Annotated in this window: 3 protein-coding genes and 2 pseudogenes; 3 read left to right on the forward strand and 2 right to left on the reverse strand. The window is 72.6% G+C overall.

Annotated elements, in window-relative coordinates; all coding sequences use genetic code 11:
* The first annotated feature begins 76 nt into the window (after positions 1-76).
* From C5708_RS04635 to C5708_RS04645, 3 genes and pseudogenes are all read left to right on the forward strand, one after another.
* Positions 77-12,139 carry a filamentous haemagglutinin family protein gene (locus tag C5708_RS04635; RefSeq protein ID WP_242918357.1) on the forward strand — a complete coding sequence of 4,021 codons (12,063 nt, stop codon included), beginning with the start codon at positions 77-79 and terminating at the stop codon, positions 12,137-12,139.
* Positions 12,140-12,167: 28 nt separating this feature from the next.
* A complete protein-coding gene (locus C5708_RS04640) occupies positions 12,168-12,947 on the forward strand; it encodes a SapC family protein (RefSeq protein ID WP_242918359.1) in 780 nt (259 codons plus the stop codon).
* 336 nt (positions 12,948-13,283) lie between these two features.
* A pseudogene (locus C5708_RS04645) lies at positions 13,284-14,736 on the forward strand (FAD-dependent monooxygenase).
* 38 nt (positions 14,737-14,774) lie between these two features.
* On the opposite strand, the pseudogene aac(3) reads toward C5708_RS04645, so the two are convergent.
* Positions 14,775-15,611 (reverse strand): annotated as a pseudogene (aac(3), locus tag C5708_RS04650) (aminoglycoside 3-N-acetyltransferase).
* 77 nt (positions 15,612-15,688) lie between these two features.
* Positions 15,689-16,471: a DeoR/GlpR family DNA-binding transcription regulator gene (locus C5708_RS04655; RefSeq protein WP_242918361.1), complete on the reverse strand. Its 783-nt coding sequence runs from the start codon at positions 16,469-16,471 to the stop codon at positions 15,689-15,691.
* Between the last annotated feature and the right edge of the window lie 18 nt (positions 16,472-16,489).

Consider the following 16,489-nt stretch of genomic DNA (forward strand, 5'->3'; position numbering starts at 1 on the left):
CCGCCGGGCTTCGCCCCTTCGCCCTTCCGCACCGTCCCCAATCGCTCGCGGCCGCCGGGCCGCAGGAGACCGCCCGATGACCCGCACCCTTTCCATGTCCTCGCGCAGCCGGCTGCTGCTCGGCGTTTCGGCGGCGGCGCTGGTGTCCATCGGAGCCCAGGCCAGCGCGGACGACATGTTCCGCAAGGGCGTTCCGGACCCGGCCGCGGCGGCGGCCCAGGCGGCGGCCTCCCGCGCCACGCAGGACGCGGCGGCGTCCAGCGCCACCCAGCGGACCATCGAGGCGTTCCAGCGCGCGGCCCTGGCGCGCAGCCGGATGGACGCGGCGCAGGCGGCGGCTCGGGCCGCGGCCCTGGCGGCGCAGTCCCTGACGCCCAACGGCCTCGGGATCGGCGGCCTCCAGGCGGCCGGCGGCGCGACCGACCCCGCCCTGTGGATCGGCGCGGCGGCGCCCGTCCAGTCCCAGGGCGGCGACGGCCGGGTCAAGGTCGTGGTCGACCAGAACCAGGCCAAGGCCATTCTCAACTGGGACAGCTTCAACGTCGGCCGCGAGACCGACCTCGTCTTCAACCAGCACGGCGATTCCACCTGGGCGGTGCTGAACCGGGTGACCGACGCCGCCGCCGACCCGTCGCGCATCCTGGGCACGATCAAGGCCGATGGAACGGTGCTGGTCCTCAACCGCAACGGGGTGATCTTCGGCGGCACCTCGCAGGTCAACGCGCGCAACATCGTCGCCGCGGCGGCCGGGCTGAGCAACGAGCAGTTCCTCAACCGGGGAATCTACAGCGCCCTGGTCGGCGGCGGCTACGCGCCGGCCTTCACCGGCGCGGGCGGCCCGGTGCGGGTCGAGGCCGGCGCCGTGCTCACCACCAAGGCGCCCGTCTCGGTGCTCGACGGCGGCGGCTACGTCATGCTGCTGGGCGCCAGCGCGACCAACGCCGGCGCCATCGTCACGCCGAAGGGGCAGGCGCTGCTGGCGGCCGGCGACGACTTCCTGATCCGCAAGGGCCAGGGCACCGACGCCAACGCCTATTCGACCACCCGCGGCTCGGAAGTCCGCGCCCTGATCAACGCCGCCGGCGTGTCCGGCCTCGTGGTCAACAGCGGCCGCATCGAGGCGGCGCAGGGCGACATCACCCTGACCGGCCGCGACGTGCGGCAGCAGGGCGTGCTGCTGGCCACCACCTCGGTCAACGCGCGCGGCAGCATCCACCTGTCGACCTCGGCCGGCGACGCCGCCGGCCAGGTGACGCTGGCCAAGGACAGCCTGACCGCCATCCTGCCGGAGCTGGACAGCGCCGACACCGCGCTGAACGCCCAGCGCGACAGCCTGATCGCCGACTCCAAGACCCAGGACAACGCCCGGAGCCAGGCGTCCTTCGGCCAGTTCGACAACCTCGCCAAGCTGCAGGACCGGCGCGACCAGTCCCGCGTCGAGATCGTGTCCGGCGGCGGCGTCGTCTTCGATTCCGGCTCGACCACCCTGGCCCAGGGCGGCCAGATCGCCGTGGCCGCTTCGGCTGGCCGCGCCCAGGTCCGCGACGGCGCCATGCTCGACGTCTCCGGCGTGCGGGGCGTGGCCCTCGACGTCGGCTCCAACGCGATCAAGGTCAACATCCAGGGCAACGAACTGCGGGATTCGGCGGCCAACCGCGACGGCGGCGCGCTGAAGAACCAGGACGTCTGGGTCGACGCGCGCAGCCTGGTCCTGCTGCCGTCCGGCGCCGGCGGCTACCAGGGGGACCGCTACTACACGGCCGGCGGCCTGCTGGAGGTGGGCGGCTATCTCGGCGCGGCGTCCCACAAGATCGGCGAATGGGCCGCGGTCGGCGGGACCATCACCCTGTCGGCCGCCACGGTGGCGGCGGATCGCGGCGCGGTGTTCAACGTCGCCGGCGGCAGCGTCGACTATTCCGGCGGCGGGGTCCTGTCGACGCGCCTGCAGGGCGCCGACGGCCGGCTGTACGACATCAATGACGCCCCCGCGGCCATGACCTTCGTCAGCGTCGGGCGCTCGCAGACCGTCAAGCACGACCGCTGGGGCGGCCGCTACGACGAGACCTACGCCGGCGGCGTGTTCAACCGCGGCGTCTATGTCCGCGACGAGGCGGCCTATTCGGTCGGCCGCGACGGCGGCGCGCTGGTGCTGTCGACGCCGACGGCCCTGTTCGACGGCGAGATCGTCGCCGACGTCCTGGCCGGCGCGCGGCAGGTCAAGGCCCGGCCCCACGCCACGGTGGCGGACGGCTACAAGCTGGGCCAGAACCAGGCCGCCCTGGCCGGCGGCCTGGTCTATGGCCGCTACGGCGCGCTCGGCCTGCAGGGCGCCTTCGCGACCGACGTGCGCTTCGTCGGCGCCGCCGACCTGGCCGCCGCGACGCCGGACGCGCGGGTCGGCACGGCCTGGTTCGACGCCGCCCGCCTCAGCGGCTTCGGCCTGGGCCGCATCGACGTCAGCACCGGGAGCGACGCCCGCGTCGGCGCGGACCTGACCCTGGCCGACGGCGGCCGCTTCAGCCTGGTCGCGACCAATACGCGGATCGACGCCGGCGTCACCGCCCGCAGCGGCGACATCTGGGTCTCCAACGTCTACAACGACGCGATCGGCAACCTCGTCGCGGCCAAGGGTTCGATCGTCCTGGGCGCCGGGGGCGCGCTGGACGTGCGCGGCAAGTGGAGCAACGCCCTCGTCACCCCGGGCGACGCGGCGGGGCTCGCCTATGTCGACGGCGGCTCGGTGACCCTGCGCGCCACCCAGGACGTGACCCTGGCCAAGGGCTCGCGGATCGACGCCTCGTCGGGCGCGGCCGTGGCGCCGGACGGATCGCTGCGCGGCGGGCGCGGCGGCGACGTGATCCTCAAGGCGGACTATTCCGCCAATGTCGGGGACGGGACCGGGCGGGTGACGCTGGGCGGCGACATCCGCGCCTACGGCGTGCTCGGCGGCGGGACGCTGACGGTCGAGGGCGGTCCGGCCATGACCGTGGGCGGGTCGGTGTTGAAGCTGGACGGCGTGCTGTCCCCCAGCGAGCGGCCGGGCGTCGACCTGGTCACCGCCGAGCCCTATCGCGTGGCGGCCGGCGAGCCCTTGCCGTTCGACTACGACTACATCCGGACGGTCGGCGCGCCGGGCACGATCATCGGCGGCCAGCCCAGCTTCTCGGCGGACAAACCGGTGACGCTGGCCCAGGACTGGAGCCCGCCGCTGGCGGTCCGCTTCCCCTACACCCTGATCGTCGACGGCGTTCCCGTCCAGGTGACCGCGCTAGCCCGGCCGACCCTGCGCGCCGGCGCGGTGATCAGCGGCGTCAGCGGCGCCTTCTACTTCCCGCTCGACTACGTGGTTCCGGCCAACGTCTTCCCGAACGGCATCCCGATCACGCCGACCCCGACCTCGCTCAAGGCGGGCGACCTCGCGCCGACCGACGTGGTGTTCGCGGCCGGCTCACGCCTGGCGGCGGGGCAGGCGGTGGCCCGGCCGGTCAAGGTCCAGCCCCTCCAGTCGTTGGACGCGCGGCTGTTCAGCACCGGCTTCTCCAACTATGTGATCGACGGCCACCAGGGCCTGGCCGTGGCGCCGGGCGCGCGGATCGAGGTCACGACGCCGGTCTACCGCGCCACGGGCGACGCGCTGAACACGCCGGGCGGCGTCGATCCGCGGACCGCCCTGCAACTGTGGACCCCGCCCGTCTACAACGAGGACCCGACGGCCGGACGGCTGACCCAGCGGGCCGGCGCGAACCTCGTGCTGGCCTCGAACGCGGCGCGCTTGGGCGTCGGGGGCGGCGTCTCGATCGGGACCGGCTCGACGATCTCCGTCGATCCGGGCGCGACCATTTCGGTGCAGGCGGTCGGGCCGATCGTCGTCGACGGCCGGCTGACCGCCCCCGGCGGCGTGATCGACGTCTTGCAGCTCAACACCAAGTCCAACGGCGGCGCGCCGGCCGACCCCGACGTGCGGCAACGGTCGATCGTCATCGGCGACCACGCCGTGCTCGACGCCGCCGCGCGCGCGGCGACCGCCGTCGACCGCCAGGGGCTGCGTTACGGCGTCGTTCCCAACGGCGGCGCGATCACCATCGGCGCCCCGACCCTGCTCAACAATCCCGGCGGCGTCGCCCAGGGCGCGGAAGCCTTCGTCGTGGTCAGGCCGGGCGCGGTGCTCGACGCCAGCGGGACCAGCGCGACCGTCGACCTGCCGCGCAAGGGCGCGGCGGCGACCGCGACGACCGTGGCCAGCAACGGCGGCTCCATCGCCCTCAACACCCTGATGGGCCTCTATGTCGACGGGACGCTGCGGGCGGCGGCGGGCGGTCCCGGCGGGCTGGGCGGGACGCTGATCCTCACCCAGGAGACGCCGCGCTACGCCAACCTGACCGTGCCGGACGACCTGCACCGGGTGCACGAGCTGGTCATCGGCCAGACCTACAAGGACAGCGGCTTCTCCTCGGGCCCGTTGCTGGTGGGCGCGGGGCGGATCAGCGTCGAGCAGATCAAGGCCGGCGGCTTCGACAGCTTCACGGCGTTGGCGGACCTGATGCATTTCGACGGGAGCGTCGACCTGTCGCTCGGGCGGTCGATCTCGCTCTATCACGGCGCCCTGACCAGCGACGGCTCGGCCATGCGCGTGCGGCTGGCCGCGCCCTATGTCGAGCTCAACGCCGCGCCGTACCGCTCGCTGGAAGGCGCGCCGCTCTATCCCAAGGCCGTCGGCCCGCAGACCACCATCTCCAAGCTGGCGACCAAGGCGAGCTTCGTCGTCGAGGCCGGCCTGATCGACCTCGGTCAGCTGACCCTGCACGGGGTGACCGCCAAGATCCCCACCACCAGCGTCGACCGGGTCTATGACGAGGCCGGCTTCGACACCGCCGTCCTGACCAGCTCCGGCGACATCCGGCTGGGCGGCGGGGTGACGGGCTCGCGCCTGCTCGACCTCAACGCGGCGCAGCTCTATCCGTTCATCAGCGCCATCGGCCGCGTCCCGAACTACAACGACATCACCGTCATCAAGGCGCTGGAGAAGGTCCGCATCGGCCGCACGACGACGGACGTCCCGGCCATGCCCTATTCGTTGTACGGCGGCGTGCGGATCTGGTCGAAGGAGATCGAGCAGGGCGGGATCCTGCGCGCGCCCCTGGGCCTGATCCAGCTGGGCGAGGCCAGCGGCGCCTCGCGTTACTACGACACCTCCATCGTCGCCGAGAAGGTGACCCTGCTGCCCGGCGGCGTCACCTCGGTGAGCGCCAACGGCCTGGCCATTCCCTATGGCGGCACGATCGACGGGCTGACCTATCTCAACGCCGGCAACACCATCGACCGGCGGCTGGGCGGCGCCCCGTCCGTGGTGCTGGCCGGCAAGTCCAACGACGTGCGGGCCGGGGCGATCATCGACCTGTCCGGCGGCGGCGACGTGCTCGGCAGCGGGTTCGTCACCGGCCGGGGCGGCTCGGTCGACGTCCTCTCCACCGCCCTGGCCAACGCCGGGCCGGGCTATCGCTACAGCAACCCCGGCGACGCGGTCTACGCCCTGGTCCCCGGCGCCCAGCCGGGCGCGGCCCCGGTCGGCGCCGGCGCCGGCGACCTGCCCGAGGTCGGCCGCCAGGTGACCATCCCGGACGGGGTTCCGGGCCTGAAGGCCGGGACCTACACGCTGATGCCGGCGCGCTACGCCCTGGTCCCCGGCGCCTATCGGGTCGAGCTGGCCGGCCGCGCCGGGATGGCGACCGACACGGCCATAGACGTCGGCAACGGCGTCTGGTCGTTGCAGGGCTATCTCGGCTACGCCGGGACGAGCCAGCGCGACGTCCTGCCGACCCAGCTGCTGATCTCCTCGGGCGCGGCGGTGCGCGCCCAGTCGCAGTACAACGAGACCGGCGTCGCCGCCTTCCTGGCCGCCGACGCGGTGCGCGCCGGGACGGCGGCGCCGTACCTGCCGCAAGACGCCAAGACGCTGGAGCTGCGCTTTCCGACGACGCTGGGCCAGGGACCGGCGTTCAGCTTCGCCGGCCAGGCGCTGGTCGCGCCCGGCAAGGGCGGCGAGGGGGCGATCCTCAACGTCCAGTTCGGCAGCGTCTCCGTCGGCAACATGGAGGTCATCCACAGCGGCGCGGCGGCGACGTCCGGCTATGTGACGCTGGTCGACGACGTCCTCAACAGCGTCGGGGCCTCGCGCATCGCGCTGGGCGGCTACGCCCGCTGGGACGGCGTCAACGGCGTCATGACCGTCGTGTCCGGTTCGCGGAGCATGGCGGTGCGCGGCGGCGCCAGCCTCGCCGCGCCCGAAATCCTGCTGATCAGCGAGCGCGGCGGCGTGAAGATCGAGGACGGCGCGCGCGTGTCGACGCTCGGCTTCGGCGATGCGACGCCCTATTCGGCCAGCGAGGGCTACCGCTACGGGGTGCAGGGCGGCGTCAATTTCCAGACCAACCTGGTGGCGATCTCGAACGGCCTGCTCAACATCACCGCCACGGCCGGCGACGGCACCGGGCTCGGGATCAACATCGGCGCGGCGGAGCTCTACGCCAACGGCTCGCTGACGTTGGCGACCAGCGTCAAAGGGGCGCTCTCGCTCAGCCGCAACGCCCGCTACGGCGCCAGGTACCTGACCCTGGCCCTGTCCAACATCAACATCGGCGAGGCGCCCGCGCTCGACGCGGCGGCGGCGGCCGGCGTGCTGCCGGCCGGGCTGAGCTTCACCCAGGATTCGCTCAACACCCTGCTGCAAGGGAACAAGGCGGTCGGCGCGCCCAAGCTCGAGACCCTGATCCTGTCGGCCGGCCAGGCGGTGAACTTCTTCGGGCCCAGCACGCTCAACACCATCGACCCCGCCACCGGCAAGTCGAGCCTGGCCCAGCTGGTGCTCAACACCCCGGCCATCTACGGGCTGGGCGCGGCGGGCGACGTCGCGACCCTGACCACGGGAACGCTGATCTGGAACGGCGTCGCCGCCGGCACGGCGCAGAAGCCGACCAGCGCGTCGCCGCCGGCCGTGCGGCCCGGCGGGCCGGGGACCGGCCTGGGGACGCTGAACATCGTCGCCGACCGCATCGAGTTCGGCTACGACAAGTTCGGCAAGCCCGACACCCAGCTGACCCTCGACCGCACCATCCTGGGCTTCTCCACCGTCAACCTGACGGCGGGCGAGCGGATCACCGCCAACAACCGCAACAGCCTGTCGGTCTATCGCGCCAAGGCGGCGAACGGCTCCTATGTCGGCGGCGACCTGAACCTGACGACGCCGCTGCTGACCGGGGCCGGCGCCTCGATCAACCGCCTGACCGCCGGCGGGGCCCTGACCCTGACCGCGCCGGCCGGCGCGACGGCGGCGGCGGTCGACGTCACCGGGGCCGAGATCGGCCTCAAGGGCGCCGTCGTCACCGTCGCCGGCTCGATCGTGCTGCCCACCGGCAAGCTGACCCTGGAGGCCGACCAGGACCTGCGCCTGACCTCCGCCTCGCGCATCGACGTCTCGGGCCGCACGGTCACCCTGGTCGACGCCGTCAAGTACAGCTGGGGCGGCGACGTGGTGCTCAGCAGCGCCCACGGCGGCGTGCGCCAGGACGCGGGGTCGGTCATCGATCTTTCGGCCAGCAACAACGCGGCGGGTTCGCTGTCGGCCACCGCCCTGGACGCCGGGGCCGGCGTCGTGACGCTGGCCGGCGACATCCGCGGCGGGGCGAGCGGCCAGCGCGCCCTGGACGGGGTGTCCATCCCCTATCTGGGCGCGACCATCGACGTGCGCGCCCAGACGGTGGCGGACTTCGCCGGCCTGAACCAGCGGCTGACCCAGGGCGGCGTCCTCGGCGGGCGCAGCTTCCAGATCAAGCGCGGCGACCTGACCGTCGGCGACGAGCTGAAGGGGCGCGACATCGCCCTGTCGCTCGACGGCGGCGCCCTGACGGTGGCCGGCCGCATCGACGCCAGCGGCCCCCAGGTCGGCTCCATCCGCCTCAGCGCCCGCGACGGGCTGACCCTGGCCTCGACGGCGGTGCTGGACGCCCACGGTGCGGTGCTGCGCACCGACAGCTACGGCCAGCCGATCGACGCCAGCAACCGCGCCACGGTCGAGCTGACGGCGTCGCGGGGGACGCTGCGGCTGTCGCCGGGGGCGACCATCGATCTCAGCGCGCCCGACGGCGTGGCCCGGGGCCAGGTCGGCCTCAACGCGCCGCGCACGGGCGAGACCAGCGGCGACATCCTGATCGCCGCCTCCGGGCCCCTGACCATCAAGGGCGCCGGCTCGATCGCGGTGAACGGCTTCTGGACCTATTCCCCGACCGACGCCAATGGCACGATCGTCCAGGACAACGGCGACGCCGGCGGCTCGCCGGTCTCGGCCAGCGGCCAGGTCGGCCTCAACCAGATCAACGGCCGCAGCGCGCAGTTCATGACCGCCGCCCTGGCCAACGGCGACCTGCTGGGCCGCCTGGGCGGGCTGAGCGCCTACAAGGACGCCTTCCACCTGCGCCCCGGCGTCGAGATCGACAGCGCCACGCCCAACGGCGTGCTGACTGTCGCCGGCGACCTCGACCTGTCCGGCTTCCGCTACGCCAGCCTCAATCCGCGCTTCCAGAAGACCGCCGTCTACGGCTCGGGCGAGCCCGGCGCCCTGGTCATCCGCGCCGGCGGCGACCTGGCGGTCAAGGGCAGCGTCAACGACGGCTTCGCCCCGCCGCCAGCCACGCCCGACGACAACGGCTGGCGGGTCACGGTGACGGTCAATATCGGCGATCCGCTGACCAAGGCGCTAACCTCCACCGACCCGGTCACCTTCACCACCGACTACCATCTCCCGGCCGACTGCTGGAACTGCATGGTGTTCGCCATCGACGGCGGCGCCTATTTCAACGGGGACACGGTGCCGGCCGGCACGACATCCAGTTACCTGGAGCTCGAGGCGGGCATGCCCAGCCCGTTCGCCTACAGCTCGACCGGGCCGCGCCAGCCGCCGGGCAAGGTCTGGGCGGTGTCGCCGATGCTGGCCAGCGGTTCGCTGTCCTGGTCGATGCGGCTGGCCGCAGGCGCCGACCTCGCCGCGGCCGACAGCCGCCGCACCGGACAGGCGCGGGCCGGCGACCTGGTTCTCGACGACGAGCATTTCACCGGCGCCGACTTCTCGATGAAGGCGTTCAGCGTCGTGCGCACCGGGACGGGCAACCTGGACCTGGTGGCGGGCGGCAGCGTCAACATGAAGACGCTGTACGGGGTCTACACCGCCGGAACGGCGGCGGCGCCGATCCTGGCGGCGGACGGCTCCAACCCCTACCAACAGCCGCGCGGCCTGGCGCGGACAGGCGACGTGCTCGGATCGACGGGCGCGGCCTATGAACCCCTCGTTCGCGGCCCGTCGAGCATCTATCAGGCCTGGTATCCGGAAGGGGGCGGCGACCTGTTCGTCAGCGCCCAGGCCGACGTCACCGGCTACATCACCGCCGGCGACTATGGCAGCTCACAGCTGCTCACCGGCGTTACGCCGAACTGGCTCTGGCGCCAGGGCGGTTCGCCGTCCGGCCTGCCGGCGGCCTGGTGGGTGAACTTCGGCACCTACGGTCTGCCGACGAGCGGCTACGGCGTCGCCCAACTGGTCGGCTTCTCCGGCTTCGGCGCGCTCGGCGGCGGCAACGTCGTCGTCAACGCCGGCCGCGACGCCGGCCTGGTCACCGACATCGGCGCTGGCTCGGGCAACAAGGTCGGCCAGGGGCTCAACATCGCCGTCGGCGGCAGCGGCCGCGTGACCGCCGACGGCCGCCTGGTCCAGACCGGCGGCGGCGACGTGACGGTGCGCGTCGGCGGCGCGCTCAATCCGCTGAAGACCGGCAACATCAGCAGCGCCTTCATCGGGATGGAGGGCGGCGTCACCGACCTGCGCGGCGCGGTCGACGTGCGGGCCGGCTCGATCGGCCGCATCGACCAGGGCTACGGCATCGCCTTCGGCGTGCTGCCCGGCGACCCGCGCGCAACCGATCCCAACGCCCTGAACTGGGGCGCGGTGTCGGGCGGCCTCTTCCTGAACCTCGGCGACGCCAACGCCTGGCTGCGGTCGCGCGGCGACCTGGCGCTGGCGGCGGCTGACAACGCCGGCATGGGCGACCAGTACAACACCACGCCGTTCACCTACGTCCAGAACGGCGGATCGACGCCCTACGCAGGTGGGGGAAGCACCTGGTTCTCGCTGTGGACGGACAACACCTCGGTGGACCTGTTCGCGGCGGGCGGCAACCTGTCGCCGGTCCGGCTGGACCGGGGGCAATCGCGCGACTACCCCGCCACCCTGCGCGCCGTGGCGGCCCAGGGGAACATCTTCTACGGCGTCGACCGTGACACGATCGTCCCGTTGGTGACCTCGGTCACCCTGGCGCCGTCGCCCCGCGGCCAGCTGGAGATCCTGGCCCGCAAGTCGATCTTCGCCCTGCGCTCGGTGATGGACATGTCCGGCGCCGATCCCTCTGTCGTGCCGACGCCGTTCCGGGCGGCCTTCAACGCCGCCGGCGCGCCGGTCACCAACCTGACCGCCGACGGGGGAGGCCTCTTCAGCGGATCGATGATGTACGCCTTCGGGCCGAACTCGGCGCTGGGCGCCCTGCACGCCGGAGATCGCCAGCCGATGCTGTTCTACGCCGCCGAGGGCGACATCGTCGGCCTGCGGACGGGCGAACTGCTCGATCACACCAACGGCGGCTCCGAGGTCTCGCGCTACGTGCTGGACCGCTGGTACGTCGGGGCCAAGTCGGTCCGCATCATCGCCGGCCGCGACATCATCGGCTCCGGCGAGCCGGTGGCCTACTATACTGGCGACACCCCGCGATATTCCACCGGCCGCTACAGTTCGGCTTCGCTCGGCGACCTGATCGTCAACGCCAACGCCGACGACGTTTCGGTGGTGCGCGCCGGCCGCGACATCCTGGTCTCCAACTTCATGGTGGCCGGTCCCGGGACGCTGGAGGTCACGGCGGGCCGCAACCTCTATCAGGCCGACAAGGGCTCGATCACCTCGCTTGGCGCGATCGCCGCCGGCGACAAGCGGCTGGGCGCCTCGGTGACGGTCACGGCCGGCGCGGGCGCGGCCGGTCCCGACTACGCCGCCCTGGCCGCGCGCTACCTCGATCCCGCCAACCTGGCCGACCCGACCCATCCGCTGGCCGACCAAGCGGGCAGGGCGGCCAAGACCTACGAGCGCGAACTGGTCGACTGGCTCAAGGCCCGCTACGGCTTCGCCGGCGGCGTCGCCGAGGCCCGGGCCTATTTCACCGCCCTGCCGCCAGAGCAGCGCAACGTCTTCCTGCGCAAGGTCTATTTCGCCGAACTGGACGCCGGCGGCCGCGAATACAACGACGTCTCCAGCAAGCGGTTCGGCAGCTATCTGCGCGGTCGCGAGATGATCGCCACGCTGTTCCCTGAAAAGGACGCCAAGGGCGCGGCCATCGTCCGCGGCGGCGACATCACCCTGTTCGGCGGTTCGGGCGTGCGCTCCAACTTCGGCGGCGACGTCCAGATCCTGGCCCCGGCCGGCCAGGTGCTGATCGGCGTGCAGGGCGTCGCGCCGCCGGCCTCGGCCGGGGTGGTGACGCAGGGCAGCGGCGACATCGCCATCTACAGCCGCAGGAGCCTGCTGCTCGGCCTGTCGCGGGTGATGACCACCTTCGGCGGCGACATCCTGGCCTGGTCGGCGGAGGGCGACATCAACGCCGGCCGCGGGGCCAAGACCACGGTGATCTTCACGCCGCCGCGGCGGGCTTATGACGATATGGGCGACGTGTCCCTGTCGCCGCTGGCGCCGTCGTCGGGGGCGGGCATCGCCACGCTCAACCCCATTCCCGAAGTGCCGCCTGGCAACGTCAACCTGATCGCGCCGCTGGGCACGATCGACGCGGGCGAGGCGGGCATCCGGGTGTCGGGCAACGTCAACCTGGCCGCCCTGCACGTGGTCAACGCCGCCAACATCCAGGTCCAGGGCGAGGCCAAGGGGCTGCCCGTCGTCGCGGCGGTCAACACCGGGGCGTTGACAGCGGCCTCGGCGGCGGCCGGCGCCGTGGCGGGGGAGGCGGCCCGCATCGCCGAGCGGGCCCGGCCCGAGCCGATGCGCGAGGCGCCGACCATCCTCAACGTCCGCTTCCTCGGCTTCGGTCCCGCCGAGTAGGCCGGCCTCCAGACCCTATGAGACCCGCATGAGCAATCCAGACCTGCCCTTGTTCTACAGCGCGCCGGAACCCCTCTCGGCCCAGCGCCACGGCGACTGGCGTCTGCTGGAAGGGGACTTCGCCTTCGCGGCGGAGACCCCGTTCGTTCCGCTGGCGGCCACTGAAATCGCCGTGGCGGCGCGCGACTATCCGGTGGTGTTCGCCGGGGACGGCGGATCGCCGATCGCCGTGCTCGGCCTCGACCGGCGCAACCTGTTCGTCGACGTGGCGGGGCGGTGGGACGCGGCGGCCTACGTGCCGGCCTATGTGCGGCGCTATCCGTTTGCGTTCATGGCCGTCGAGGAGCCCGAGGGCCTCCTCCTGGCCATCGACGCGGCGGCCGGCCGGATCGTCCGCGAAGGCGAGGCGGGAAGCGCGCTGTTCGAGGGCGAGGCCCCCAGCGCCCTGACGCGGCAGGCCATGGAGTTCTGCGCCGCATTCGACCGCGACGCCCGGGAGACGGTGCGGTTCGCCGAGGCGCTCCGGGCCAAGGCGCTGCTGATCGACCAGCGCGCCGACGTCGCCCTTCCCGACGGGAGCACCCTCGGCGTGACCGGCTTCCAGGTCGTCGACCGCGAGAAGTTCGCCGCCCTCGACGAGGAGACCGTGCTGGCCTGGCACCGCGACGGCCTTCTCGGCCTCGTCCACCTGCATTTCGCCTCGCTCACGCGCTTCGAGGCGCTGCTGGCGCGGCGGGCGGCAGGCATCGAGGCCGCGCCGCCCGCCGGCGACAGCGACGCCCGGCGCCCGAAGAAGGCCAGGTCCTGACCTGCGGCTCGCGCGCCCCTAGGGGAGCTCAATCGGGCGTCGGCCCCGCGGGGGTCCATGCATGAGGGAGAGAGCCGGCTCTTTCGGCCGTGGCGTGATCTGTCGACCATCGCCTCGCTCGGTTCATATCTGGGGACAAACGAGTTCAGATCAAGAATTGCCGACCGGCCGTTTGTGCGCAGATTACAGGCCCCTCAACGGCAGGGACCGCGGTCTTGAACCCGGTCCCGCGGACGCAGGGGACGGGGTATGGCCAATCTCGACGGATCGAACGGGGGCGTCCATGCCCGCGACGAGCATGCGGTGATCATCGCGGGCGGCGGCCCGACGGGGCTGATGCTGGCGGGCGAACTGGCGCTGGCGGGCGTCGACGTCGCCATCGTCGAGCGACGCCCCAGCCAGGACCTCGTCGGTTCGCGCGCCGGCGGGCTGCACGCGCACCCTCGAAATCCTCGACCAGCGCGGCCTCGCCGACCGCTTCCTGGCCGAGGGGCAGAAGGCGCAGGTCGCCTACTTCGCGGGGACCCGGCTGGACATCGGCGATTTCCCCACCCGCCACCCTTACGGGCTCGGACTGCGGCAGGTGCATATCGAACGCATCCTGGCCGGATGGGTCGACGAGCTCGAAGCGAGGATCTATCGCGGCCTGGAGGTGACCGGCTTCGTGCAGGACGAGGCCGGCGTGGACGTCGAACTGAGCGACGGCCGCTCGATGCGGGCGCAGTATCTGGTGGGGTGCGATGGCGGGCGCAGCCTGGTCCGCAAGGCCGCCGGCATCGCGTTCCCGGGATCGGAGCCTACAATCAGCAACCTGATCGCCGTGGCGGAACTGGCCGAGAAGCCGCCGGAATGGGGCGTCCGCCGCGACGCCGTCGGGACCCACGCCCTCGCCCCGGTGGAGTATGAAATCCGCGACGGCGAGATCGTCTACGCCGATCACGGGCCGATCGGCGTGCTGGTGACCGAGCGGAGCCCCGGGCCCAACGCCGAGCCCACTCTCGGCGATCTCAGCGCGGCGCTGATCGACGCCTACGGGACCGACTACGGCGTGCGGTCCGCCGTCTCGATCTCCCGGTTCACCGACGCGGCGCGGCAGGCGGCCGCCTATCGAAAGGGGCGGGTGCTGGTGGCGGGCGACGCCGCCCACGTGCATCCCCCCGACGGCGGGCAGGGCCTCCAGACCGGCGTGCAGGACGCGGTGAACCTGGGGTGGAAGCTGGCGCAGGTGGTCAAGGGGATCTCGCCCGAAGGCCTCCTCGACACCTACCACGCCGAGCGGCGCCCGGTCGGCGCCCGGGTGTTGCGCAATGCGATGGCGTGCGCCGCCCTTCGCCGCGACGACGACCGGACGACGGCCCTGCGCGACGCCATCGGCGAGCTTCTCGGCATGGACGAGCCGCGCCGGCGGTTCGCCGCGATGATGTCCGGCCTGGACATCCGCTACGACCTCGGAGAGGGGCATCCGCTGCTCGGGCGTCGCATGCCCGATCTCGACCTGATCGCAGAGGACGGCCCGCTGCGGGTCTTCACGCTGCTGCATGACGCGCGGCCGGTGCTGCTGAACTTCGGCGAACTGGGCGCCTTCGATCTCACGCCTTGGGCGGATCGCGTCCGGCGGGTCGACGCCCGCTGCGAAGGCGTGTGGGAGCTTCCGGGGCTCGACGCGGCGCCCGCCCCCGGGGCCGTGCTGGTCCGGCCCGACGGGCATGTGGCCTGGGCGGGCGACGCCGGCTGGTCCGGGCTGACCGAGGCGCTGGGCCGTTGGTTCGGGCCGCCGGCCTTGTCGTAGGCCGCCGGGCGGCGCGGGGGGATGACCGCCCGCGCGCCCTAGGCGGCGCCGGCCGCGCCGTTCTCTTCGGCCCATCGTTCGAGCCAACGAACGGCGAAGGCCAGCGTCGGCGCGGCGTCGACCAGCAGCGAGGGGGCGTCGCCGACCGGCCCTTGGGTTCCGCCGCCCTCGGCGACCATCGCCCGGACGATCTGTTCGATATAGTCCTCGGGCATGCCGTCGAGCACCGGCTCGGTGGTGTCGAACTCCTCGATGAACCGCCAGGTCTTGCCGCCGGCCTGCGCGAAGGGAACCTCGTAGCGCAGCACGCGCTTGCCCGGCGCCCGCGCCAGATGATCGGCGTGGTGGATCAGCGTCATGGTGTCCCAGGGCGCGCCGACCATCAGCACGCGGCCGCCGGCCTCGACCAACTTGGCCAGCGGCGAGCCTCGGCCGTAGCCGTAGTCCTGCGGGTGGTCGGCGGTCAGCTAGTCGGCGAGCCGGCCCAGCGCCGCCATCGAAGCGCCCGGATTGCCGCTGCGGCGCGCGCCGGGGGTCGTGCGGACGAACTCGGCGATGACGCCGTTCATCCGCGTGGCGCGCGAGGTCGAGGCGTCGAAGCCGGGGACATGATCGCGCCATTCGGGAAGGACGCGGCCGTCCTCGTCCAGCAGGTCGTCGTGGACGCTGTCCCAGTCGGTATAAACCATCAGCGAGCCGTCCGGGCCGACGGCGTCGAGCAGGGCGCCGACCAGCGCGTCCGGCCCGTTGAGAAGGGGCCCGACCTTGCTCATGGCGGCGTGGACCATCACCACGTCGCCGGGACGCACGCCCAGCCGGGCGAGGTCGGCGCGCAGAGAAGCGCGGGTCTTGAAGGGCGGGACGTTGTCGGACATGCGGGCGAATGCTCGACCAGGGCGGCGCCGGCGTCAACGCCGCCGGGGCCCCTTCGATGGCTTCCAGGCGGCGCGGGTCAGTCGCTGATGATCACCCGGCAGCCGGCGTTTTCCAGCATGGCCCTGTCGGCGGCGTCGACGCCGCGGTCGGTCACCACCACGTCGATATCCTCCAGCGTGCAGACCAGATGGCCGGCCGGACCGCGGAACTTGGAGGAATCGACCAGCACGACGATCTCCTCGGCGCGGTCGAGCAGCCGGCGCTCGGCCTGGACGAGCAGGGTGTCGGCCTGCATCAGGCCGTGCCGGCCGACGGAGGCGGCGCCCATGAACAGCCGGGTCGCGTGGAAACGGCCCATGCCGTCGTCCTCGAAGGGCGACAGGATGATGTTCTGTTCGCGGAACAGGCCGCCGGCCGGCACCGAGACGCGGGTCGACGGCTGTTGCAGCAGGGCGCTGACGATATGCAGCGAGTTGGTCAGCACCTGCAGGCCCAGCGGTTCGAGGTGCGGGCACATCTGCAGGGTGGTCGAGCCGCCGTCGATGATCACCGCCTCGCCCGGCGCGCAGAGCGCCGCCGCCGCCCGGCCTATGGCCTCCTTCTGCGAGCGGTTGAGGCTGAGGTTCTCGTGGAACGAGATGCCGGTGAGGTTCTGCTTTTCTCCCAGGCCGCCTTCCAGCGCCGGCAGCTTGGCGCCGCCGCGCACCCGCTCGATGAGGCCCTGGGCCGCCATCCGCTCAAGATCGCGACGGATGGTCGCCGCCGAGGCGTCGAGTTTCTGGTCCAGCTCCTGAAAGCCGATGAAGCCCCTCTGTTCGAGGAGCTTCAGGATCAGCTGTTCGCGTTCGGCGACGTGCATGGAGGCGCTTTCGTGGTT

The sequence above is a fragment of the Caulobacter sp. CCUG 60055 genome (genome assembly GCF_022750545.1).
Taxonomy (GTDB): Bacteria; Pseudomonadota; Alphaproteobacteria; order Caulobacterales; family Caulobacteraceae; genus PUIC01.

What these genes read in the sequence shown, in the direction of transcription:
- C5708_RS04635 (WP_242918357.1), top strand. Translation starts at nt 77, where the DNA reads ATGACCCGCACCCTTTCCATGTCCTCGCGCAGCCGGCTGCTGCTCGGC.
- C5708_RS04640 (WP_242918359.1), top strand. Translation starts at nt 12,168, where the DNA reads ATGAGCAATCCAGACCTGCCCTTGTTCTACAGCGCGCCGGAACCCCTC.
- C5708_RS04655 (WP_242918361.1), bottom strand. Translation starts at nt 16,471, where the DNA reads ATGCACGTCGCCGAACGCGAACAGCTGATCCTGAAGCTCCTCGAACAG.